The organism is Bacillus sp. AFS017336, assembly GCF_002555445.1.
Taxonomy (GTDB): Bacteria; Bacillota; Bacilli; order Bacillales; family Bacillaceae_G; genus Gottfriedia.
Genome location: NZ_NUCO01000031.1, coordinates 1 through 21823, shown reverse-complemented (window position 1 = coordinate 21823; position 21823 = coordinate 1). Strand labels below are relative to the sequence as shown.

Genomic DNA, 21823 nt, shown 5'->3' with positions numbered 1-21823 from the left:
TTAAGAAATCGAGGTAAATAAATGGAAACAAATAAGATTTTGTCCTCATTATGTTATTTTAGTATTTTTTTCGCGCCTTTTTTATTGCCAATCATCGTTTATTTTGTAGCCAAAGATCAACAAATAAAGTCCCATTCTAAACGAGCACTTTTTTCACATATACTCCCCTTTCTAACAATTATCATTTTAGGGGCGATCTCCATTTTTACGTTTAATACAACGGGCGATGGAGTAAGCTATACTATTATTGGCGGATTTATATTAGTATGCATTGTTAATTTGGTCGTATTTATATGGAATATTGTTCAAGGTATTAAAATTTTAATTGGATGATTAAACTGTAGTTCGTCATATTTTCTACATTATTTCTCAGGAAATTTTCAATTTCGACAATCGTCATTAAAAAAGGCAATGTATCGTTTACCGTTACATTGCCTTTTTATTATTCACCTTGCGAAGCAATATAAGCTTCTTTTGAATTTGCTCGCTTAATTAATCTCTTAATAATGAATGATAAAGATAAGATACAAGCTAATAAAATGGAGCTCATTAAAGCTATTTGCGAAGTTGTTAGCGAGAAAACTTTCGCTAAGTAAACTGAGTAGGATAATAGTGAAGACGTAATTAATTTTGAAATCGCAGCAATTACAACGAACTTTTTAAAGGATACTTTGCTAATGCCGGCCCCTACGCAAATAATTTCATCTGGCAAAATCGGAACGATAAACATTAGCGTTAAAATAATTGTTTCATTTTTTAATACATATTCTTGATATTTTTTTAAGTGTTTTTCTTTCACCAATTTTGAGACTAGTTTATATCCACCTAATCTTGCTAAAAAGTACATAATGACAATACCTAAAGTTGAACCTAGGAACCCAATAGCCGCTCCAGAAAAAGGACCTATTACAGCACTACCTGCCGGAATCGTAATTGCTTCTGGTAATGGCAAAATGATTGGTTGAAATAAACAAATTAAGAAAAATAATAATTTTGCAGTTGTAATATGATCGGTTAATATTCGTTCAATCCCATATGAATTTACAATTACTAAAAATTTGCTGATATAGAATATGATTCCTACAGCGGATATACCTAATAGTAAGCAAATCAGTACGATCTTCGTAAATTTTAAAGGATTTTTATGATTCGATGCGACAAGATAAAAATCCAGTAATAAAGTTCCCATTATTGCAAAAACAAATGATACTTTATAGACCATGACAACAGTAGGTAAACAGATAATCAATATTAAGATTGATATTGTAGCTATCACTATGTGTAATGAAAGTTCTTTCATAGTGTTGAACTTTTTCGTTTCTTTCCTCACCGTAATCAACTCCTCTACTGCTCGACCGTTTTCCAGTAATTTTTATTAACTATCTTAATAGTAATTAATTGGTTTACAGTTTAAAACGCACTTTAGCATTAGATTATATCAGACTTAAGTCTTACAACATGAGGCTTTTTCTATTTATTAAATATTGTTATTATCGAATATTCGACCTTTCATCTAAAATGTCCTTTAAGGTCTGGCGTTAGGTAAATAATTGTTTATTTCTTTACTCTACTGCGAGCTAATTACGAAAAAATGGAACAGAAAAAGACTGTAAAAATCACAGTCTTTTTCCTGGTACTTTGATATTACATTTAAATAATATTTATAGGCTTTGCTTAAAAATCAAAATTATCAGGGTCTGGACCAACTCGGTGGTTTTGGTTTAGTGAGTTGATTTGTTCCATATCCTCTTGTGTTAATTCAAAATCGAATAGATTTGCATTTTCTTGAATGCGATGTTCTTTAATTGATTTCGGTATGATGACGATACCGTTTTGTAAATGCCAACGTAACACAACTTGAGCAATTGATTTATTATGTTTGTTTGCGATTTCTAATAAAGTTTCGTTTTCAAATAGTCCCCCTTGCATTAACGGAGCCCACGCTTCTACTTGAATTGAATTTTCTTTTAAGAATTCTCTTAGTTCAACTTGGCTTAACATCGGATGTAATTCGACTTGATTGACCATAGGCATAATTTCAGCAGTAGCCATCACTTCTTTTAAGTGATGAATTTGGAAGTTACTCATTCCAATTGCTTTAACTTTTCCATCTTTATATAGTGTTTCAAGTGCTTTCCAAGATTCAACGTATTTACCTTCTACAGGCCAGTGGATTAAATATAAGTCTAAATAATCAAGACCTAGTTTTTTCAAACTTAATTCGAAAGCATCAATAGTTGATTGGTAGCCAAGATCAGCATTCCAAACTTTAGATGTAATAAATAAGTCTTCACGTTTCAGGCCGTTCTCTTCAAGAGCTTCTTTAATTCCTTGTCCAACGCCTTCTTCATTTTGATAAATTGCTGCAGTATCAATACTGCGATAACCATTTCTGATAGCAGCCTTTACTGAATCAATTACGACTTGTCCGTCTTCCACTTGGAAAACTCCTAACCCTATAATAGGCATTTCTAAACCATTGTTTAATTTAACTAAGTTATTCATTTTTAAATCTCCTTTTTTCTATTTAGTATTTTTTTTCTTTTCTAAAGATGAACTCCAAACGCTTAAAAGAACTGCTCCAAAGACCATGATTCCACCAATCCACGGTGTATTAATCAAGCCAATCGTATCTACAACTAAACCACCAATAAATGCTCCAATTGCTATACCTACGTTAAACGCTGCTATATTTAGTGCTGATGCAATATCTACAGCAGATGGGACATACTTCTCTGCTAATTTCACAACATAAATTTGTAAACCAGGTACATTCATGAATGCAAGTAATCCTAAGAAGAAAATCGTAACAATTCCAACCAGTTTAAATGGTGCAGTAAACGATAGAATGACGAGTAGAATTGCTTGAACTGCAAACATCCAAGTCAATGCCTTTAAAGGATTTTTATTGGCCGCTTTTCCTCCGACTGTATTACCAAGTGCAACTGCAACTCCGTAAACAAGTAAGATGATACTTACAGAATTAGGAGCAAAGCCAGTAATTTTTTCAAGGATTGGTGACAAGTAAGTGAATGCAACAAACGTTCCACCGTATCCTAAAGCTGTAATAGCAAAAGCCAAAAGTAATGGACCATTTGTTAAAACCTTCAAGTTATCACTAATTTTTGAAGCTGGCGGCTGTTTAATTGATTTTGGAACTAATATCGCAATTGCAATGATTGCAATGATTCCTAATAACGCTACAGCTCCAAAAGTTGATCTCCATCCAAAATGTTGACCTATAAATGTACCTAATGGAACACCCGTTACAGTCGCAACTGTTAAACCTGTGAACATAAATGCAATTGCACTTGCACGTTTATTTTCAGGAACTACATCAGCTGCAATTGTTGAACCGATTGAAAAGAAGACCCCATGTGAAAATGAAGTAATAATTCGGGCAACTAGCAATAGGCCAAAGCTAGTGGAAAAAGCAGCAACGCTGTTTCCTACTATAAAGATAACCATTAATAGCATTAATAATGATTTTCTACCTATCTTATTCGTTAATGCCGTTAATATTGGTGCTCCAAATGCAACACCCATCGCATAACCAGAAATTAATAAACCTGCTAATGTAATTGAAATTTTCAAATCACCAGCTAGAGTTGATAATAAACCAACAGGAACAAATTCAGTTGTTCCAATACCAAATGCACTAATAGCGAGCGCCATTAACGCGGGAGTGCCACTTTTTTTCTCTTGCACTTTAATCGAAGCAGCAGTTGAATTCATTAAAAATCCTCCTTGTAATTGTTATTTTTATTGTAGTTTGAATACAAAGAGACATGGCGCCTGAATAAAGTCTCATTGTCATTCAAAACATAAATGAAATGAAAAAAAGTAAAAGAATAATGACTTCCATATATACATTTAAGTGACAATGGAAAAAATACTTTTTAATAAATGTTCGTTAATCTACTAACTATTTGTCATTATGAGCGATAGGAATAATTTAGAGAAGTATGCACTTTGAAGTGATATAGTTACTTTTTAGTAACATTTATGTGAATAGAGGTTTAAATCGCAGAAAAATTTTCAAATAAAATTTTTAACGAGACTAGAAACTACACAGTTTGTGAAGAGAATGTTATGATATTCTAATCATTAAAAATAAGCTTACGTAGATGAATGAAGGAGAGGGGAACATGAAAAAATACAATATTCCAGTTGAAGCTTCATTAGACGTAATCGGTGGTAAATGGAAGGTTGTGATTCTATGTCATTTGACAAAAGGAACGAGACGAACTTCTGAATTAAAAAAATTAATGCCTAATATTACGCAAAAAATGCTCACTCAGCAATTGAAGGAATTACAGGAAGATAATATCGTTCACCGAAAGGTATTTAATCAAGTTCCACCTAAAGTGGAATATTCCTTAACTGAGTATGGATGGTCTTTAAAGGAAGTTTTAGATTTACTATGTTCTTGGGGAGAAACTCATATTGAACAGATGTATCCTGACAAAAATGAAGTGCTTCTTCCAGAAGTAACACTATAATAAAAACTCCTTTTTCTATTTTGAGAAAGGAGTTTTTTTGCGTAAATAAATTTAGTCTTTTTCATTCGAATAAAAAAAGATTGTACTCTATCGTTACAATCTTTTTTAGCTACTATTGTTATTTGTTTATTTACATATTCATTAAGGGTAAATAAAAGAAATCAACCAATCTTGACTTAACGGCCGTGTCTCCACTTAGTCGGCTTTCCTGATGAAGGGCAATTCGGAAACTTTTGTCCCGCTTCTAATTCAATATGTTCCCCGTCTGCATCAGTGTAAGAGCCAGAGATCATAACTGTTTCACCTGAATTATGTGTATGTCCATATCCTTGATTATCCATCGTAATCCTCCTTTTCAATTGAACTAGAATTACTATTTCCTTCATCAAAGTTATTTATTCGGCTTCTTTATCATTTTTAAAGTTTTCTTAGACGTAGAATTCAGATTTCACTTGTCTTCATCATTTTTCTTTCCGTGAATTATGTTTCTCCATTTTAAGTCCCCGCGTTCTAATCCATGAATTAATATTTCCGCTGTACCCATGTTTGTTGCTAAAGGAATTGCATAAACATCACATAAGCGAATTAAAGCCAAAATATCTGGTTCATGTGGTTGCGCTGTAAGTGGGTCACGAAAGAAGATAACCATATCCATTAAATTCTTTGCAATCAGCGCACCTATTTCCTGATCTCCGCCAAGAGGGCCGGAATTAAATCGGTGAATTTTTAATTTTGTACTTTCCATTATTTTTGTTCCGGTTGTTCCAGTAGAATATAACTCATGTTTAGTTAAAATAGACTCATACGCCATTGCAAAGTTTACTAATTCTTTTTTCTTTTGATCGTGTGCAATGAAAGCAATTTTCAAGGTCAACATTCCTTTCTTATCGGGAAAATGGAAATCAGATTTCGTACAAATTGATAATATAAACCTATGCTCTTTTATTAGTAATATTAGAAATTGGAATTTGTATAGTAAACGTACTTCCCTTTCCAATTTCACTATTTACTTGAATAGTTCCATTATGAATTTCTACAATCCATTTTGCAATCGCCAAGCCTAATCCATGACTTCCAATTTTTCTTGACCTTGATTTATCAGATCGATAAAAACGATCGAATATACGTGTATGATCTTCTTTTTTAATTCCGATACCCGAATCTGTAACTTGTATCCTTAACTCATTTTCTTTGTTCGAAAGAATTAACTGAACCTCTCCTCCATCTGGAGTATACTTAATCCCGTTATCAATCAGTATATATAAAAGCTGTGATAGTTTTTCAGGATCACCTTTAGCTTTTACAATTTCCGGAGAAGTTAAGGTTAGATTAATCTTTTTTGATGCTGCTAACGGTTGTAAAGAAATAATCGCCTTTTCTGCAATTGCACGAAACTCAATTTCCTCTAATTTCAATTCAATTTGGTCCGTGTCTGAACGAGCCAAAGTTAATAAACCGCCAACTAAACTTGTCATTCGTTGAACTTCATCTTTCATACTAAATAAAAGCTTTCTTGAAAAATCGTCTTCCTCTGTATCAATTGTCATTTCCATTGCATCAATTGATGAGAGTAAAACGCTTAATGGTGTTCGTAGCTCATGTGAAGCATCCGCTACGAATTCTCGTTGTCGTTTAAAAGATTTAAAAATAGGGATCATCGCCTTTTTTGACATTAAATTACTTATATATAGTGCAACACCAAAAAATACAATTGTTAAGGCAATAAGGATGACTATAACCCATTTAAATAAATGATACACATCTGAAATATCTTTACCAACGTATATTGTACCGATGAAATTTCCTTTATAAAATAATGGCTCACCTGCAATCATTAGACTGATGTCTTTTCGGTTTAAAGGAACACGTAACTCATCATGATCATGAAACTTTCTAATATCTTTTTCAAACTCTTCGTGCTCTATTTTGATTTTCACCTTTCGGGTCTCACTCTTTTTAGGGAACCAATCCTTAATTTGAAGTAATAGCTTTGACCTTAATTGAGGAATGTCCTCTTGTCCCATTATTAATTCGCCACTTGGTTTAACTACATAATAAAAAAACTGATCTACTCCTGCCAACACGATCTCTTGATTTTGGTCTTGCAGGTTCCCTTGTTGATTTTGAATCATATAATTTTCAATTATTTTTGCTTCTTGACTAGCCAACGATTCAACTGTGCGCCTTTGATCATTCATTATGACAACGTATAACACCGCAAAGACTACAATAATGAATATACTTAGAAAAAGCATGACTAATCCACTGTATAACACGGTTAAGCGATTTTGGGTAGTCTTAAAAACATCCCTTCCTTTTTGGTCTCGTATGGCCCGCAAAAAGGAAATAAAATTAGTAATCACATTTATATCCTACCCCTCTAATACTTTGTAGCAATTCTTGTTTACCAAGCAAATCTAATTTCTTTCGAAGTAGTTTAACAGTTGCATCAATTGTCTTCATCGCAACATCTGAATCATATCCCCAAACGCGCTCCAAAATGATTTCTCGAGGTAATACTTGCCCTTTATTTTGTAACATAAAGTCAAATAATTGAAATTCACGTGGGCTTAATTGAATATCAATCTGTCCACCTCTAATAGATTGGCTTGTCCGATTTAAAATCATATCACTAATTAGAATTTCTTCCTCTAATATTGGGGCATAGTTTCGTCTAGAAAGTGCTCGTAACCTGGCTAAAAGTTCATCGATTTCAAAAGGCTTTACTAAATAATCATCAGCTCCTGAGTCCAATCCTACAATTCGGTCTTCTAATGCATCTTTAGCTGTAAGGATTAAAATCGCACCTGAATAACCATCCTTACGTAAACGATGACATATTTCTATTCCCGTTCCACCTGGCATCATCCAGTCTAATATTAATACGTCATAGTGTGTGTTCGTTGCATAATAGAAGGCCTCTTCACCTTCAGTTACCCAATCAACTTTATATCCCGCTTTTTTCTTTAACATATAACTGATTAGCTCACCAAGTTTTAAATCATCCTCAGCCACTAGTATATTCATAATAAAAATACTCCTCGTTCTAAATTTACTTCTTAGACTTATCATGTGCTATCTGAAATGATAATTTCAACTTTCTTCTTAATTATAAAATAAAAGGAAGCACCTATTAATCATTACGGTGCTCCCTTGCATTTATTTTAGTTAATTCGTTTCCTTACACAGTTTCTACAGTATATTGCTTTAACTTTTGTAGCTCAGCTTCAATCTCTTCACTCATAGCGCCGTCTGTTTGAACACTCGTTAAAGTACTTTTATTATAGGCAAACTTATTTTGAGCCTGTACTTCTGCTTCCATCATTAGTATTCGATCTTCTGCGCGAGCGATTCCATTCGCAATCGTTTCTGAATTAAAAGAAACCGAAGTTTGTTGAATCTGTTTAATCGACTTTGCTATATTTGCTCTAGAAACTAACAATAGTCTTTTATGAAGATATTCATCATATTTTCCTTTCAGTTCATCTAATTTTTCATAAAGTGACTGAGTTTGGTTTTGAATTGTATTTAGCTGCTCCTTATATAAGCTTAGCTGTTTTTCATGTACAAGTTTTTCCTGTATAGCCAGCTTTGCAATAGATTCTTCACCGCTCTCTACCGCTAACTTAGCTTGTCCACCTCTTTTATTTACCAATCCTTCTGTTTCCAAGATTAATGCCTTTTGTTTATTCTCTAGAAAAATCTGACGCGAAAGTGCTTCTTGCCCTTTTAAAAGATCCTCTTCCATTTCTCTAATATATTGGTTCAACATTGAAATTGGATCTTCTAAACCATCTAGTGCACCATTCATTTTTGCTAACGATATTGATTTCATTCTTTTAAAAATACCCATTTTATTTATTCTCCTTTTTTGTTAATAGATTTTTTTCCCATTTATCTAATAGATCTGCATTTGTTCTGTTTACTGGTGTATTGAAGTTTGATGTATCAAATGAAAATTGATTAGTTGAACTAGCTTGTCCTTTTTTAATAAACTTTTTAAAGATAAAAGTCACAATCGCAAGAGCGATTAAAAGGAATAGTACTAATCCAAACCAAGAAAAGTCATGAAAATGGTGTGGACCATGCATCATTCCAGGGGATCCATAATCATAACGTCCCCCTCTATCCATGATCATTGCATGTCGATCGACAAAACGTCTTTCATGTAAACCACCTAGTAATCTAAGAAAAAAATGTACCGCTAAAACAAAAACTAACGTTAAAGAGGTCCATGTAAATATTCTCTTTACTCTCTTATTCATGTTATTTCCCTCCTCTCATTTCTTAATAAATTGAATTCTAATAGAGGATGGTGAAATTATGGTGAAAACGAAACTTGCAAAAAAAAAAGATAGTTAACAGATTTCCCATCTGCTTTTCTATCTTTTCTTAAACCTCATATTCTCAATTAATTAACCCCGTCCCTTTTATTTTAACTTCTGACTTTATCTTAAAGGTCAGGCTAGAGTACTTTTTGTTCCAAAACGATAGGTTTCTATTTTCACTATTCCTAGATAAATATCGTAAACCAAAACCTATTGGATCAATATCTTTATCTTTTATTTTATTAAGTAAAGCACTAGTCTCTGCATTAATTTTCTCTTCCATTTGTTTATTTAGTGCTGTTATATCCCCTTCTCTGATCATTTCTAAACCATCAACTTTTTCTTCTATAACAGCTCTTACCTTGATCGTATAATTGACAATTATATTTTTATTTTGATCTTTTAATTTGTATTTTGCCTTACCTTTTTCTAAATTCATTACAAACATAGTATTTTTATTTTTGACTTTTAAGCTTTCATTATAGATTCCGGTCGTTAAAAGTCGATAGGTTTCTGATTCATTTGGGTTAAGTTCCATAATCAGTTTATTCTTATCAAATAATGCGATTTTGTCTACTAATAATTCTTTTTTATTTGATTCAATGATTGGCATGACGATACTTACGCCATCCTCAGTTTCTCTCCTATATGCGTCAAATAGACAAATTTGATCTATGTATGGTGACTCGGTTCTACTAAAATCAAAATACGATTTTAAAACGCCACCAGATACTTGCTCTTGAATCGGTTTAAAATTAAGCACTTCATATGCATTTGGTTTAGCAACGCTTAAATAAGACGTCATCTGAATATCTGGTCTTCTTACAAAAAACTCCAACAATGGTTGTATATTTTTTTTTGCTAATTTCTCTCCAATTACTATCGTGCTGCTATGTCCATATACTAATTCCTTATCAATCTGAGACTTCATTAAGTTTAGACCTTCTGAAATCGAATCGGAATTTGCCGAGAGAATAAGAAATTCTGATTTAGGTGTTTTTGGATCTCCATTTGGAATTGCTACTTTAACCATTACTTTATATGTTTTGTCAGGCATCTCAGATTGATCAACCCCAATTGAAGTTATAAATGCCCTCTTATCAATATCTTTAAAGGTACAACCAGATAATAGTAGCACTGCACCAAACGCAAGAAAAACCAGACTCAAGTAACATGCTTCTTTTTTACTGATGCATACAACAACGAAATAATTAATAAGAAGTTTGAGATGGCATTTAAATTGAAATACATCGTAAAATATTTTACTAGATCTATTTCTCTTATGAGAATTTGAATGACTGTTGTAGCACAAATAAAGAAGGAAATTAATATCCATTTATAAGTTCCTCCATATTTCAAATTGAGTGTTTTAAATAGCTCTAATGAGGTATGCCAACTAAGAATGATGTATATTAAGGAAATGATGATTTGTCCAAAAAGTAGAATGTAAATAACTCTTTCCACGATTAAATAGTCAAAATGCATACTATCAACCGTAGTTAACCAAACGAACACTTCTTTTTTGACTCCCTTTAAGCCCAGGTATCCAATTGGTATTAAATAATTACTAGAGACAATAAATATCCCAAATAGAAAGATCCAAAGCAGATATTTTTTGGTAATGGAATTTAAATTTATTTTCTCATTAAAAATGATTAAGTTTGAAAAGCCTGTAAAGATAAACAGAGCAGCAGTGAATGCGCTGACAGTTGGTAGATGTTTAAAATAGTTAACAGATTGATATAGAGAATCCGCTAGAACAAAACGATCTGTTAAAAATCTAATGAACACAAATAAAACAATTGGAATGTGTAACATTACGAGTATTTCGGTAACGTATAATAATGATTCGGTTTTTAGTAAAATCGCAAAAATTATAACTAAAAGAAATACTATATAGGTTATTAATATAGGGGTAGTCGGATTGATAAAAATATTAACTACATGAATTAACGCGATAATAAATAGAGCTCCAGTTAAATACCAAAAAATTAAGCTATAAATTATGTAACACTTACGATACCAGTCGGGAACAACATTTTTTATGATTTGATTAATATTTTGTTCAGGAAATCTACTAAATAACTTTTGTAAAATATAAATAAAAAGGCCACCAACTATAATAGCCAAACAAATACTTAAAATACTCCCGTTTAGACTACTTTTATACATTATTTGAGGTCCAAACGCGGTTATACTAATCACCGTATTTAAATAAAACAGGTATGAAATATATCTTTTTCCTAGCAAAAAATACACCCCGATAGCTAATTATTATTAAAAAGTGTCAAATATGGCTTTCCTAAACTTCTCAAATTGCATAAATAACAAAGAATAGCTAATGTCCCGACTAATACGCCAAGCATTCCAAACAGTGATGCAAATATAATAATCGGATAGCGAATAACCCGAATTGCTTGATGCATTGCATTTATTGGGATACTAAATAACGAGATTGCAACTAACGAGACAACGATGATCATAATGTCTGCTACTAATCCCGCCTGTGAAGCAGTTTGACCTAATATTAATCCCCCTACTGTTGTAGCTGTAGAACTAATTGATTTAGGTAGTCTTAAGCTTGCCTCGATTAAAAACTCTGCCATCAGCATTAGAAAAAGAATTTCAATATAAGAAGGAAACGGAACTGACATCCTGCTTCCAGCAACAAGTAAAGCGAATTGGACCTGCAACACTTCCGGGGAATAAGAAATAACTGCAACGTAGATGGCAGGTAAAAACACAGTGATCATCAAGGCGATATATCGTATTGAAACCATAAACTTTGAAACGATCGTTAGTTCGACTGTATCATCCATCGATTTAAAAAAGTCGGAAAATGTTGCAGGACCAATTAACGCCCAAGGCGTTCCTTCAACGAGTACAATTATTTTTCCAGTTGAGATACTATTTACAACTCGATCGGGCCGCTCAGTGGTTAAAAAAAGTGGAAATAAGCTCAACTTGTTATTGATTAACAGTTTCTGAAGCTGACCACAAGATTGTAAAACATCAATTTTCAAAGCATTAATTTTTGCCAAGAGGTTATGGTAGACATTTATATCAACTAAGTTTTTATCATATAAAACTAGTACCTTCGTCTTTGATAAGCTACCTACAATATGATCTTCCACCTTCAATGTACTCTTTCTATATCGATTACGAATCAAATTTAAAGAGATATCAATGCTCTCATTTAATCCGTCTTTTGGCCCCTGCAATACATTTTCTTCAGTTGAAACTCCTACAGAACTTGCACTAAACTCACTAATTGAAACAGAATAGTTCTTTTCATCTAAATTAACAATAATATTTCCGCCTAAAATCTTTTCAATCATCTCTGTCTCTTCGGAAATAATCTCCCAACCATTTAATGTAGCAAGGTAATCTTTATATAAAGTAAATGACTCATATTCATAAAAAGGTGTGATTAGAAGTTCAGTAATTTTATTTTCATCACAAACTGAAATTAAATAATAAAAAGTGATCGTTTTATTATATTTTTTCAAACTACGTTTTTGAAAATCACTATTACTACGGATTGATTTAAACTTCATCTTCTTCACCTCTTTACTAATTTGTACGAATATCATGTGGATATTCGTAAATATATGGTAATAAGTGAAACTATGTATAGAAGTCTAATTTTTAGGTCTCATAATTCGGTTCGGTATTGGCTATGTGAATCTTAAAAATGTTGAATTCATTTTAAAAACAAAAAAAAGAGACTGCTGTAATATAGCTATACAGCGTAGCCTCTTTTGCTTTACAGTTCAACTTGATCTGGTTTTCTGATTACAACGCGCTCATCAACTTCACTAACATAAAAATCATCTTTTGTTGGAATAAAGTTTTCATCACTAATCTTTATCATAACCTGACAACTCCTTTGTTTAAAATCGATCCATAGTTTTAGGATGGAATGATTAATGCGAATTCATTCTTATTTTTCCAAATTCAGAAGTATTTCATCAATTTGATTAGAAAAGTGGAAAATAGTATCGTTTGTTAGATCATGTACTTCAAACAAAAAGGACCAGTAGCTACAGCCACTAGTCCTAGAATTGATTTATTTATTTAATTGGTTTTCTAACAACAACACGCTCATCAACTTCACTAACATGAAAATCGTCTTTTGTAGGAATGATATTTTCATCGTTAAATTTGACCATCATTTTACACTCCCTGTTCAGTTTTTATTTTCAAATCTGTTGTTCATTTGCAGTAAAATCACTAATTTGATTATTCAACTGTAACTGATTTTGCTAGGTTACGTGGTTTATCAACATCACAACCACGATGTAATGCAGCAAAGTAAGAAATTAATTGTAATGGTACTACTGAAAGGATTGGTGATAATTCTTCTTGTACTTTTGGTAGAATGAAGCGGTCACCTTCCATATTTAAACCTTCCATTGAAATGATACAAGGGTTAGCTCCACGAGCGACAACCTCTTTTACATTACCACGAATGTTTAAGTTTACTGATTCCTGTGTAGCTAGTGCGAAGATTGGAGTACCTTCTTCGATTAAAGCGATTGTTCCGTGTTTTAATTCTCCACCAGCAAATCCTTCTGCTTGGATGTAAGAAATTTCTTTTAATTTTAATGCGCCTTCTAAACATACGAAGTAATCTACGTTACGACCGATGAAGAATGCATTACGAGTTGTAGCTAAATATTCTGAAGCAATTTTTTCAAACTCTTCTTTTTGGTTTGTAATTGATTCCATTGCATTTGCTACAATTCCAAGTTCTTTAACTAAGTTAAAGTTAACTGTTTTTCCTTTTTCTTTTGCAAGAGCATTTGCAACAATAGAAAGTACTGCTAATTGAGCAGTATATGCTTTAGTCGATGCAACAGCGATTTCAGGACCCGCGTGTAAAGCTAAAGTATAATCAGCTTCACGTGATAATGTTGATCCTGGAACGTTTGTAATTGTAATTGCTTTGTGGCCTAATTTATTTGTTTGTACTAGACACGCTCTACTATCAGCTGTTTCGCCACTTTGTGAAATATAAATGAATAATGGTTTTTCTGATAGTAATGGCATATTGTAAGAGAATTCACTTGCAACATGAACTTCTACAGGAATACCTGCTAATTTTTCAATAAATTGTTTTCCAACAAGACCAGCATGATAACTAGTTCCACAAGCTACGATATATAATCGATCAGCTGCTGCCAAAGCCGCATTAATTTCTGAGTCAATTACAAGCTCGCCACTTTCATTTTGGTACTTTTGGATAATATTGCGGATTACTAAAGGCTGCTCATCTGTTTCTTTTAACATGAAATGAGGGTAAGTTCCTTTTTCGATATCGCTTGCGTCAATTTCCGCTGTATATGGAGCACGTTCTATCATATTTCCGTTAAGATCCATTAATTGAACTTTGTCTTTAGTAACTAAAATAACTTCTTTATCCATCAATTCAATAAATTGATCAGTAATTTGTAACATTGCCATCGCATCAGATGCAATAACATTAAACTCTTCACCAACACCAACAAGTAATGGGCTTTTGTTTTTTGCTACATAAATTACATCATCATTTTGTTTATCTAATAACGCAATTGCATATGAACCTTTAAGAAGCTTAAGTGTTTCTCTAAATGCATCAAGCACTGTTAAACCTTTTTTAATATATAGCTCAACTAACTGAACAATTACTTCAGTATCTGTATCACTTGTAAATTCAATTTCATTTAAATAATCGTTTTTTAATTGTACATCGTTCTCGATAACGCCGTTATGAACTAGTGTAAAACGTTCAGTAGAGCTTTGATGAGGATGCGCATTACGTTTACTTGGAGCACCATGTGTTGCCCATCTTGTATGACCAATACCAACATTTCCGTCCGCTTTAGTAGGGATTGATTTGCGTAATACAGCAATTCTACCTTTTTCTTTATAAACTTCTACACCACTGTCAGTTAAAAGAGAAATCCCAGCAGAATCGTAACCACGATACTCTAATTTCTCTAAACCTTTTAATAAAATTTCTTTCGCATTATCATTTCCAATATATCCAACGATTCCACACATAATTAACTATTGCTTAGTAAGTCCTAAAACAAGACATACAAAAAGTATAGGAATGGAACGCTGTTTTCCTAACCGTTTAATTATTAAATTTTCTATTCCCTCGTCATGTTTAATAATGGTAGAGGACTTACAAGCAATATCCACCTACCTTTCATATTCCGCTCATAAAGCGAGTTCATTTGTATTTGTTAAACGGTGTATCAGATTATTTACGTTTGTGCACACAGTCACCTATGTGTTTTACATAAATAATTTCGGTTGTGATACATCAACCGGGAGTCATCCGCCGAAAATTCGATAAAACTCCACCTCGTCAACTACACTTTCTCGTCCTGTGTAGTTCTGGCGCTTTTTTTAAACCTTTATTGTTTCTATACTCCTTCCTTGTTAGGAAAACAATAAAACAACTATACTATACGCTATTTAAAATGGTCAACAAAAATATTGGAAGAAAATGATAGAACAGTTGTTTATATAATAAAAATATGCATAGACTTACACAAAAGTGCTCATCTATGCATAAATTTATTTTTTATTCTCCAACTTCTTCTTTTACCACTGTAACAATGCGTTCTACATACTGTTTACACTCTGCTTCAGAAGGCGCTTCAGCCATTACACGAATTAGTGGTTCTGTACCAGAAGGACGAACTAAAATACGACCGTTGCCGTTCATCTCTTCTTCTACCTCAGCAATGATCCCTTTGATACGCTCATTATTTAGCGCTTCGTTTTTATCTGTAACACGTACATTAATTAATAATTGTGGATATTTCTTCATTTCTCCAGCTAATTGAGATAAAGTTTTTCCTGTTTCTTTAACAATATTTACGAGTTGAATTGCACTTAACATACCATCACCAGTCGTAATATGATCTAAAAAGATGATATGTCCTGATTGCTCACCACCAAGATTGAAGCCATTTTTTCTCATCTCTTCCATCACGTAGCGATCACCAACACCTGTTACAGCGCTTTTCATTCCATTTGTTTCTACTGCTTTGTAGAAACCTAAATTACTCATAACTGTTGAAACAATTGTATTTTGTTTTAAACGACCTTTCTCGTTTAAATATTTTGCACAAATATACATGATTTGGTCACCATCAACGATTTCACCTTTTTCGTCAATTGCAATTAGACGATCACCATCTCCGTCAAATGATAAACCGATGTCAGCTCCTTTTTCTTTTACAAGTGCTGCTAACGCCTCTGGATGTGTTGAACCCACACCGTCATTTATATTAAAGCCACTCGGATTTGTTCCCATCGTAACGATATCCGCTTCTAAATCTGCAAATAAATACGGAGCTAATGAAGAAGTAGCACCATGTGCACAGTCAAGAGCAACTAATAGACCTGAGAAATCCTCATCAATTGTATTTTTAAGGAATTGTAGGTATTTTTGACCACCTTCAAAATAATCACTAACTTGGCATAAATCATTACCTGTTGGTCTTGGTAGCTTATCTACTTCTGCATCCATTAATTCTTCAATTTCTTCTTCTTGCTCATCCAATAATTTAAATCCGTCTGGACCAAAAAACTTAATACCATTGTCTGCAACAGGATTATGCGAAGCCGAAATCATAACACCAGCTTGTGCTCCTAGTGCTTTTGTTAAATAAGCAACACCTGGCGTAGAAATAACGCCTAGTCTCATTACTTCAGCACCAATTGATAATAAACCTGCAACTAGTGCACCTTCAAGCATGTGTCCAGATACACGCGTATCACGCCCAACAATAATTTTAGGTTTGACATTATTTTTTGTTAAAACATAACCGCCGCAGCGTCCAATTTTATATGCTAATTCAGGAGTTAACTCTTTATTCGCAACTCCTCGTACACCATCAGTACCAAAATATTTACCCATTTTAACTCTCCTTCTAATTCGATGACTGTCCTACATCGCCTTCGTCTGAATTCTCGTCAGGTTCAGTTTGTGCCGATTTTTTATCAGCAATTTCAGTCGATATTTTATCAAACTCTAAGCTATACATAACACCTTTCGGACCAGTAATAGAAAGCGCAACATCTCTAGTTCCTGGATCTAGTCCATTAACTTTTGCTGTGATTTGTAAATCGCTTGCTTTTATTGCGTCCAGATCATCTTTAAATCCCTTTGCTGTAACTACTAATTTTCCTGTGGAAGGTTTAATAAACTTATATGTAAGTTGATCGTCCTCGCCTACTAAATTAATCGGGATATTACTAAAGCTCTTTTCTATTTCTTCATCAAAACTAACGTCAATGTTAATAGTGCCTGGGTCTACTCTAAATGCACCATCTGGAGTAGGTATATTTACTTCGTATGTGCCACTTTGATTAATTGATGATAGGTCTACTGGTACCTCAATAGGACCCTTAAACTTGTCCAACCAGTCCTTAGAGGCATAAATTTTTACTTCATTAACTTTACTCGTAAGACTGCTTAATTTTAACCCTTCCATAAGTGTACCTGTTTGAACTAATGTGATTGGATAATTAGCACTTTCGGAAACAATTGGGACAGTTACTTCAACTTTTTTCGGTTGCGTATAAACTGAAAGCAGTGTACCCCTTTTATTATATAATTTAACAGGTAAGACCTGACTAAACGTTTGATTGGCATCAGTAACATCTACATAAACTCTCGCATATGCCACCTGTGAAACTTCATTTGACGAACCAATAATTGTGACTGAACCTGGTTTTACAAGTGCATTCTCTGCTTTATAGCCATGTTTAATATTTTTTTCATTTAGATAAACAACGTTAACTGAAACGGCTTTTTCAATCTTTTCATTAATCGTTACCCTAACTGTTCTAGGTTTAATGGTTGCTTTAATTTTATCTGAAATATTTCTAATTTTTAAAGGCACGTCATATGTACCTAAAGCATAAGAAGTTAAATCCAAATACACTTCGAAATCTTTCTTCATTTCTGCAGTTTTAACAATACTATTAGGCCCATCTAATTGCACTGAAACGTTCTTCGGAATTCCAGTAACGATTAGATTGCGCTGATCGTAAATTGGCGTAACAGGAACATCCCGCACTAATTCCTTGTTATTTACAAACGGTATGTCACCTAATCCAGATGAACTTGATTGTGGAACTAAATTGACAGACATAAATAGTAATAACGTTACTAATAATGCGATTCCTCTTAATATCCAACGATTATCCATAAAATTATCCATTACGTTTTACCTTCCAATTCCATTTAGATGTATTGGACTCTTCTGGCGACTTTAGTTCCAAATTTAATAAGTTTACAAGTTCGTCTTTTGACAACTCTCTGTATAGATTTCCATTCTTAGCTACTGATACTGCACCTGTTTCTTCTGAAACCACAATCGTAATACTATCAGTAACTTCACTGATCCCCACTGCAGCACGATGCCTTGTTCCCAATTCCTTTGAAATAAATGCACTCTCAGATAAAGGTAAGTAACATGCAGCTGCTGTAATTTTTTCACCTTGAATAATCACCGCTCCGTCATGAAGAGGTGTATTTGGTATGAAAATATTGATCAGTAATTCAGAAGATAAATTTGCATTCATTCGAATACCCGATTCTATATAGTCACCCATGCCGGTTTGTCTCTCAAATGAAATAAGTGCACCTATTCTTCGTTTTGCCATGTATTCAGTGGCCTTAGCAATATTCTCAACAATATCATTTCGATCATTAATGCCATTACCAGCAGCCCTTGAGAAGAAACGACCACGTCCAAGTTGCTCTAACGCTCTTCTTAGCTCTGGCTGGAAAATAATAATAACCGCTAAGAATCCCCAGGTTAATGCTTGATCCATTAAGAACTGTAAAGTATGTAACCCAAATAAACTACTTAACACTTTCACCACGATAATAATCGTGACACCTTTTAATAATTGGACAGCCTTTGTCCCCTGAATGATGATAATTAATCTATAAATAACAAACCAAACTATTAGTATATCTAATCCATTTTGTAAATATTGTAAAAAATTTATATGTAAAGAAGGCACCTTTTACCCTCCCAATTCTATAGAATAAAACTGTATCTTGAGTATTATACCATATTTTTGTATTACACAAAATTTGTGAGTTATTTAATAATTTAACATTCCTTTTACTACTATTTAAGCAATATTAAATACAATTACAAAATCCATATCTGTTGGCCTACTTACTTAATAGAAGAAACACTCTCATTTCACTTATATTTTTTTGATTATTACCCTTTTATACAGGAAGTTTTACCTGACTTTTTTCTAGTGAAATTGATACAAAGATAAGCTAGCTGAGTTTAGCTTTTTTTATTGCGTTGAAAATGAGTTTGTCAGGTGTTCGACATGGTCAGGGTGGTTTTAGTGGATTTGTATTATTGCTTGTTATGCGTATGTAATTTTCATATTTTTACTTATGATCTTACTCGTGAGGCCTTTATGAGTAAGTTATTTTCATCTATTCTCTTTTTTTTAACTCATGAATCCTTTATGAGTTTCATTTGTTCATTTTTATACTCTTTTCCTTACTCACGGTCCCTTTACGAGTATGTTCTTACCACCTATGTACTTTTTTAGTGCTCATCCCCTTCTTGAGTATGTAATTTTCATATTCACGGTATTTTACGTTTACGATCGCGTGAGCTTTCATAAGTATCTTCAATTTATATCTCATAATGACAAGGTTAAACGGCAGTATGGTGTTGTTTTCCACTACAGTGTGCTCTCTTTTTATGTAGCTGACCTAAACCTCTTTAGCGCGTCTACGGGGTCTTTATCAGCCTCGCTATTCCCCATTACCTTTCTTCCATCAGACACTTTTAAAAAAAGTTTAATACCCTATACATAGAGCAGAATATCATTTAATTACTCCGTAAGATTATCAATCCCGATCTTATAAGCTATTAACTGAAGCCTAGCCTTCTAACAATATTAACTATCCACTAACTTTATATTTCAATACAAAAAAGCTAGCAAATGCTAGCTTTTTTGTAGAGTATATTCCTAATTGTACGTTACAGTAGTTTTTCACCAAGTAATGAGCCTATTAAAGCAACAGCTACGATTGCTGTTCTATTTTTTTCGTCTAATATTGGGTTAACTTCTACAAATTCAATAGAAGTAATAATATCAGCTTCTGATAGCATTTCCATTGCTAAATGACCTTCTCTATAAGTGATTCCCCCAGGTACAGGTGTACCAACTCCTGGAACATGAATCGGATCTAGTCCATCAAGGTCTAATGATAAGTGTACACCATCGCAATTTTTTAAATGGTCAATGCTTTCTTCCATTACTTTCGTCATTCCTAATTTATCAATTTCATGCATTGTGTAAACTTTAATACCCAATTCTTTGATAATTGCTCTTTCACCTTCATCAAGATCACGTGCACCAATGATTATTACGTTCTCTGGTTTTACTTTAGGGAAGTATCCACCTATTTTCGTTAATAAATCATGTCCATGACCTAAAGAAACAGCCAATGACATTCCATGAATATTTCCAGAAGGTGAAGTTTCCGCTGTATTTAAGTCTCCGTGTGCATCAAACCAAATTAGACCAAGATTATTATAATGTTTTGATACACCAGCTAATGTACCGATTGCAATACTGTGATCTCCACCAAGAACTAATGGCATTCTATTTCTTCGAATTACATCATCTACTTCAGCAGCAAGCTTTTCGCATGTTTCTTTTACAGATTTTAAGTTCTTTAAATTGTGTTCTGAATTATCTTCTTTAACTGGTGTACGTTCTACTAAAATGTCTCCTAAGTCTTCAACATGATAAGACATTCTTTCAACGCGTTCGTGTAATTGTGCGTATCTAATTGCACTTGGCCCCATATCTACTCCGCGTCTTGTTTGTCCTAAATCTAATGGTACCCCAATAATTGAAATATCTTTTAACATTTTAATTTCCCCCATCGTCTGAATTCCTATTTAGAAAACGCTTACTTAGCTTAGAAAAAAATAATTTTTGACTAATAAAGTTTCTAATTATATTAATAGTTTAAATCTTTTGAAACAAATGGGTCAACTCGACATTTTTTTGTATACATATGCATTTTCATCAAGTATAGTATATGAATTTAAGCAACAAAAAACCTTAGTCAAATGACTAAGGTTAAACTTTATGTATATTGGTGGAGCCTAGCGGGATCGAACCGCTGACCTCCTGCGTGCAAGGCAGGCGCTCTCCCAGCTGAGCTAAGGCCCCATTATATTGTAGGAAATAAGCGGAAGACGGGGCTCGAACCCGCGACCCCAACCTTGGCAAGGTTGTATTCTACCACTGAACTACTTCCGCACATAAAAAAAAAGAGTGAGCCATGAAGGATTCGAACCTTCGACCCTCTGATTAAAAGTCAGATGCTCTACCAACTGAGCTAATGGCTCGTAATAAATTACGATTAAATAAAAATGGCTGGGCTACCTGGATTCGAACCAGGGCATGACGGAATCAAAATCCGTTGCCTTACCGCTTGGCTATAGCCCAACAATAAATGGTGGAGGGGGACGGATTCGAACCGCCGAACCCACAGGGAGCGGATTTACAGTCCGCCGCGTTTAGCCACTTCGCTACCCCTCCGGTATTTATTAAATTAGATGGTGGAGGATGACGGGCTCGAACCGCCGACCCCCTGCTTGTAAGGCAGGTGCTCTCCCAGCTGAGCTAATCCTCCGTAATATAAATGGTGACCCGTACGGGACTCGAACCCGTGTTACCGCCGTGAAAGGGCGGTGTCTTAACCGCTTGACCAACGGGCCATTACAACTTTTCCCAAGCTTCCAACCGGGCTCGAACCGGTGACCTCTTCCTTACCATGGAAGTACTCTGCCTGCTGAGCTATGGAAGCATTAAAAATGGCTCCGCAGGTAGGATTCGAACCTACGACCACTCGGTTAACAGCCGAGTGCTCTACCACTGAGCTACTGCGGAATAATCAAAACCAAGCGACGTTCTACT

19 protein-coding genes and 9 tRNA genes are annotated in these 21823 nt (G+C 33.8%); 2 read left to right on the top strand and 26 right to left on the bottom strand.

What is annotated here, in order from left to right; translation table 11 throughout:
* Positions 1-21 precede the first annotated feature (21 nt).
* Complete coding sequence (locus tag CN601_RS18530) at positions 22-333, top strand: magnetosome magnetite crystal formation protein family (protein WP_098171896.1); 312 nt, start codon at positions 22-24, stop codon at positions 331-333.
* Positions 334-442: 109 nt separating this feature from the next.
* Here the strand turns inward: CN601_RS18530 and CN601_RS18525 are convergent, their stop codons facing one another.
* The 3 genes from CN601_RS18525 to CN601_RS18515 form a co-directional block, all read right to left on the bottom strand.
* Positions 443-1330, bottom strand: a complete 888-nt coding sequence (locus CN601_RS18525) for a TVP38/TMEM64 family protein (protein ID WP_257131742.1) — start codon at positions 1328-1330, stop codon at positions 443-445.
* A gap of 344 nt (positions 1331-1674) precedes the next feature.
* Entirely contained in the window at positions 1675-2505 is an 831-nt protein-coding gene (locus CN601_RS18520) for an aldo/keto reductase (protein ID WP_098120408.1), read from the bottom strand.
* 18 nt (positions 2506-2523) lie between these two features.
* On the bottom strand, positions 2524-3735 hold the full coding sequence (locus CN601_RS18515; RefSeq protein WP_098171895.1) for an MFS transporter: 1212 nt from the start codon (positions 3733-3735) through the stop codon (positions 2524-2526).
* Positions 3736-4148: 413 nt separating this feature from the next.
* Here CN601_RS18515 and CN601_RS18510 point away from each other — a divergent pair, with 413 nt between their 5' ends.
* The gene (locus tag CN601_RS18510; protein ID WP_098120410.1) at positions 4149-4502 is read left to right on the top strand and encodes a winged helix-turn-helix transcriptional regulator; all 354 of its coding nucleotides are present in this window, start codon (positions 4149-4151) and stop codon (positions 4500-4502) included.
* Between the two features lie 176 nt (positions 4503-4678).
* Here the strand turns inward: CN601_RS18510 and CN601_RS27005 are convergent, their stop codons facing one another.
* From CN601_RS27005 to CN601_RS18405, 23 genes are all read right to left on the bottom strand, one after another.
* Positions 4679-4843, bottom strand: a complete 165-nt coding sequence (locus CN601_RS27005; protein ID WP_172446665.1) for a hypothetical protein — start codon at positions 4841-4843, stop codon at positions 4679-4681.
* Positions 4844-4950: 107 nt separating this feature from the next.
* Positions 4951-5370 carry a methylglyoxal synthase gene (gene mgsA / locus CN601_RS18505; protein ID WP_098120411.1) on the bottom strand — a complete coding sequence of 140 codons (420 nt, stop codon included), beginning with the start codon at positions 5368-5370 and terminating at the stop codon, positions 4951-4953.
* A 64-nt stretch (positions 5371-5434) separates the two neighbouring features.
* Positions 5435-6757, bottom strand: a complete 1323-nt coding sequence (locus CN601_RS18500) for a sensor histidine kinase (protein WP_098171909.1) — start codon at positions 6755-6757, stop codon at positions 5435-5437.
* Positions 6758-6854: 97 nt separating this feature from the next.
* Positions 6855-7529: a response regulator transcription factor gene (locus tag CN601_RS18495; protein ID WP_098120413.1), complete on the bottom strand. Its 675-nt coding sequence runs from the start codon at positions 7527-7529 to the stop codon at positions 6855-6857.
* A 154-nt stretch (positions 7530-7683) separates the two neighbouring features.
* Positions 7684-8355: a PspA/IM30 family protein gene (locus tag CN601_RS18490; RefSeq protein WP_098171894.1), complete on the bottom strand. Its 672-nt coding sequence runs from the start codon at positions 8353-8355 to the stop codon at positions 7684-7686.
* A gap of 1 nt (position 8356) precedes the next feature.
* Positions 8357-8767, bottom strand: coding sequence for a hypothetical protein (locus CN601_RS18485; protein ID WP_098120415.1), 411 nt, complete (start codon positions 8765-8767; stop codon positions 8357-8359).
* Between the two features lie 142 nt (positions 8768-8909).
* Complete coding sequence (locus CN601_RS18480; RefSeq protein ID WP_179865607.1) at positions 8910-9998, bottom strand: Ger(x)C family spore germination protein; 1089 nt, start codon at positions 9996-9998, stop codon at positions 8910-8912.
* Positions 9995-11080, bottom strand: coding sequence for a GerAB/ArcD/ProY family transporter (locus tag CN601_RS26560; RefSeq protein ID WP_142317367.1), 1086 nt, complete (start codon positions 11078-11080; stop codon positions 9995-9997). Before CN601_RS26560 ends, CN601_RS18480 begins: the two co-directional genes overlap by 4 nt.
* A gap of 17 nt (positions 11081-11097) precedes the next feature.
* Positions 11098-12387 (bottom strand): spore germination protein, encoded by a 1290-nt coding sequence (locus CN601_RS18475; protein WP_179865606.1) that lies wholly within the window; start codon positions 12385-12387, stop codon positions 11098-11100.
* A gap of 685 nt (positions 12388-13072) precedes the next feature.
* Positions 13073-14875 (bottom strand): glutamine--fructose-6-phosphate transaminase (isomerizing), encoded by a 1803-nt coding sequence (gene glmS / locus CN601_RS18470; protein WP_098171891.1) that lies wholly within the window; start codon positions 14873-14875, stop codon positions 13073-13075.
* A gap of 532 nt (positions 14876-15407) precedes the next feature.
* Positions 15408-16751 (bottom strand): phosphoglucosamine mutase, encoded by a 1344-nt coding sequence (gene glmM / locus CN601_RS18465; protein ID WP_098171890.1) that lies wholly within the window; start codon positions 16749-16751, stop codon positions 15408-15410.
* Positions 16752-16764: 13 nt separating this feature from the next.
* Entirely contained in the window at positions 16765-18060 is a 1296-nt protein-coding gene (locus CN601_RS18460) for a CdaR family protein (RefSeq protein WP_098171889.1), read from the bottom strand.
* A complete protein-coding gene (gene cdaA / locus CN601_RS18455; protein ID WP_098120421.1) occupies positions 18053-18871 on the bottom strand; it encodes a diadenylate cyclase CdaA in 819 nt (272 codons plus the stop codon). The genes CN601_RS18460 and cdaA overlap by 8 nt, the downstream gene beginning before the upstream one ends.
* Positions 18872-19866: 995 nt before the next feature.
* Complete coding sequence (gene rocF, locus CN601_RS18450) at positions 19867-20766, bottom strand: arginase (protein ID WP_098120422.1); 900 nt, start codon at positions 20764-20766, stop codon at positions 19867-19869.
* A gap of 231 nt (positions 20767-20997) precedes the next feature.
* Positions 20998-21073 (bottom strand) — tRNA-Ala (locus tag CN601_RS18445).
* 18 nt (positions 21074-21091) lie between these two features.
* Positions 21092-21163 (bottom strand) — tRNA-Gly (locus tag CN601_RS18440).
* Between the two features lie 16 nt (positions 21164-21179).
* Positions 21180-21252, bottom strand: a tRNA-Lys gene (locus tag CN601_RS18435).
* A 25-nt stretch (positions 21253-21277) separates the two neighbouring features.
* Positions 21278-21352: transfer RNA gene (locus CN601_RS18430), tRNA-Gln, on the bottom strand.
* A gap of 8 nt (positions 21353-21360) precedes the next feature.
* Positions 21361-21445, bottom strand: a tRNA-Tyr gene (locus CN601_RS18425).
* Between the two features lie 18 nt (positions 21446-21463).
* Positions 21464-21539 (bottom strand) — tRNA-Val (locus tag CN601_RS18420).
* Positions 21540-21549: 10 nt separating this feature from the next.
* Positions 21550-21624 (bottom strand) — tRNA-Glu (locus tag CN601_RS18415).
* Between the two features lie 16 nt (positions 21625-21640).
* Positions 21641-21713 (bottom strand) — tRNA-Thr (locus CN601_RS18410).
* Positions 21714-21721: 8 nt separating this feature from the next.
* Positions 21722-21796, bottom strand: a tRNA-Asn gene (locus tag CN601_RS18405).
* Positions 21797-21823: the final 27 nt, after the last annotated feature.

What these genes read in the sequence shown, in the direction of transcription:
- CN601_RS18530 (WP_098171896.1), top strand. Translation starts at nt 22, where the DNA reads ATGGAAACAAATAAGATTTTGTCCTCATTATGTTATTTTAGTATTTTT.
- CN601_RS18520 (WP_098120408.1), bottom strand. Translation starts at nt 2,505, where the DNA reads ATGAATAACTTAGTTAAATTAAACAATGGTTTAGAAATGCCTATTATA.
- CN601_RS18515 (WP_098171895.1), bottom strand. Translation starts at nt 3,735, where the DNA reads ATGAATTCAACTGCTGCTTCGATTAAAGTGCAAGAGAAAAAAAGTGGC.
- CN601_RS18510 (WP_098120410.1), top strand. Translation starts at nt 4,149, where the DNA reads ATGAAAAAATACAATATTCCAGTTGAAGCTTCATTAGACGTAATCGGT.
- CN601_RS27005 (WP_172446665.1), bottom strand. Translation starts at nt 4,843, where the DNA reads ATGGATAATCAAGGATATGGACATACACATAATTCAGGTGAAACAGTT.
- CN601_RS18500 (WP_098171909.1), bottom strand. Translation starts at nt 6,757, where the DNA reads ATGCTTTTTCTAAGTATATTCATTATTGTAGTCTTTGCGGTGTTATAC.
- CN601_RS18495 (WP_098120413.1), bottom strand. Translation starts at nt 7,529, where the DNA reads ATGAATATACTAGTGGCTGAGGATGATTTAAAACTTGGTGAGCTAATC.
- CN601_RS18490 (WP_098171894.1), bottom strand. Translation starts at nt 8,355, where the DNA reads ATGGGTATTTTTAAAAGAATGAAATCAATATCGTTAGCAAAAATGAAT.
- CN601_RS18485 (WP_098120415.1), bottom strand. Translation starts at nt 8,767, where the DNA reads ATGAATAAGAGAGTAAAGAGAATATTTACATGGACCTCTTTAACGTTA.
- CN601_RS18475 (WP_179865606.1), bottom strand. Translation starts at nt 12,387, where the DNA reads ATGAAGTTTAAATCAATCCGTAGTAATAGTGATTTTCAAAAACGTAGT.
- glmS (WP_098171891.1), bottom strand. Translation starts at nt 14,875, where the DNA reads ATGTGTGGAATCGTTGGATATATTGGAAATGATAATGCGAAAGAAATT.
- glmM (WP_098171890.1), bottom strand. Translation starts at nt 16,751, where the DNA reads ATGGGTAAATATTTTGGTACTGATGGTGTACGAGGAGTTGCGAATAAA.
- CN601_RS18460 (WP_098171889.1), bottom strand. Translation starts at nt 18,060, where the DNA reads ATGGATAATTTTATGGATAATCGTTGGATATTAAGAGGAATCGCATTA.
- rocF (WP_098120422.1), bottom strand. Translation starts at nt 20,766, where the DNA reads ATGTTAAAAGATATTTCAATTATTGGGGTACCATTAGATTTAGGACAA.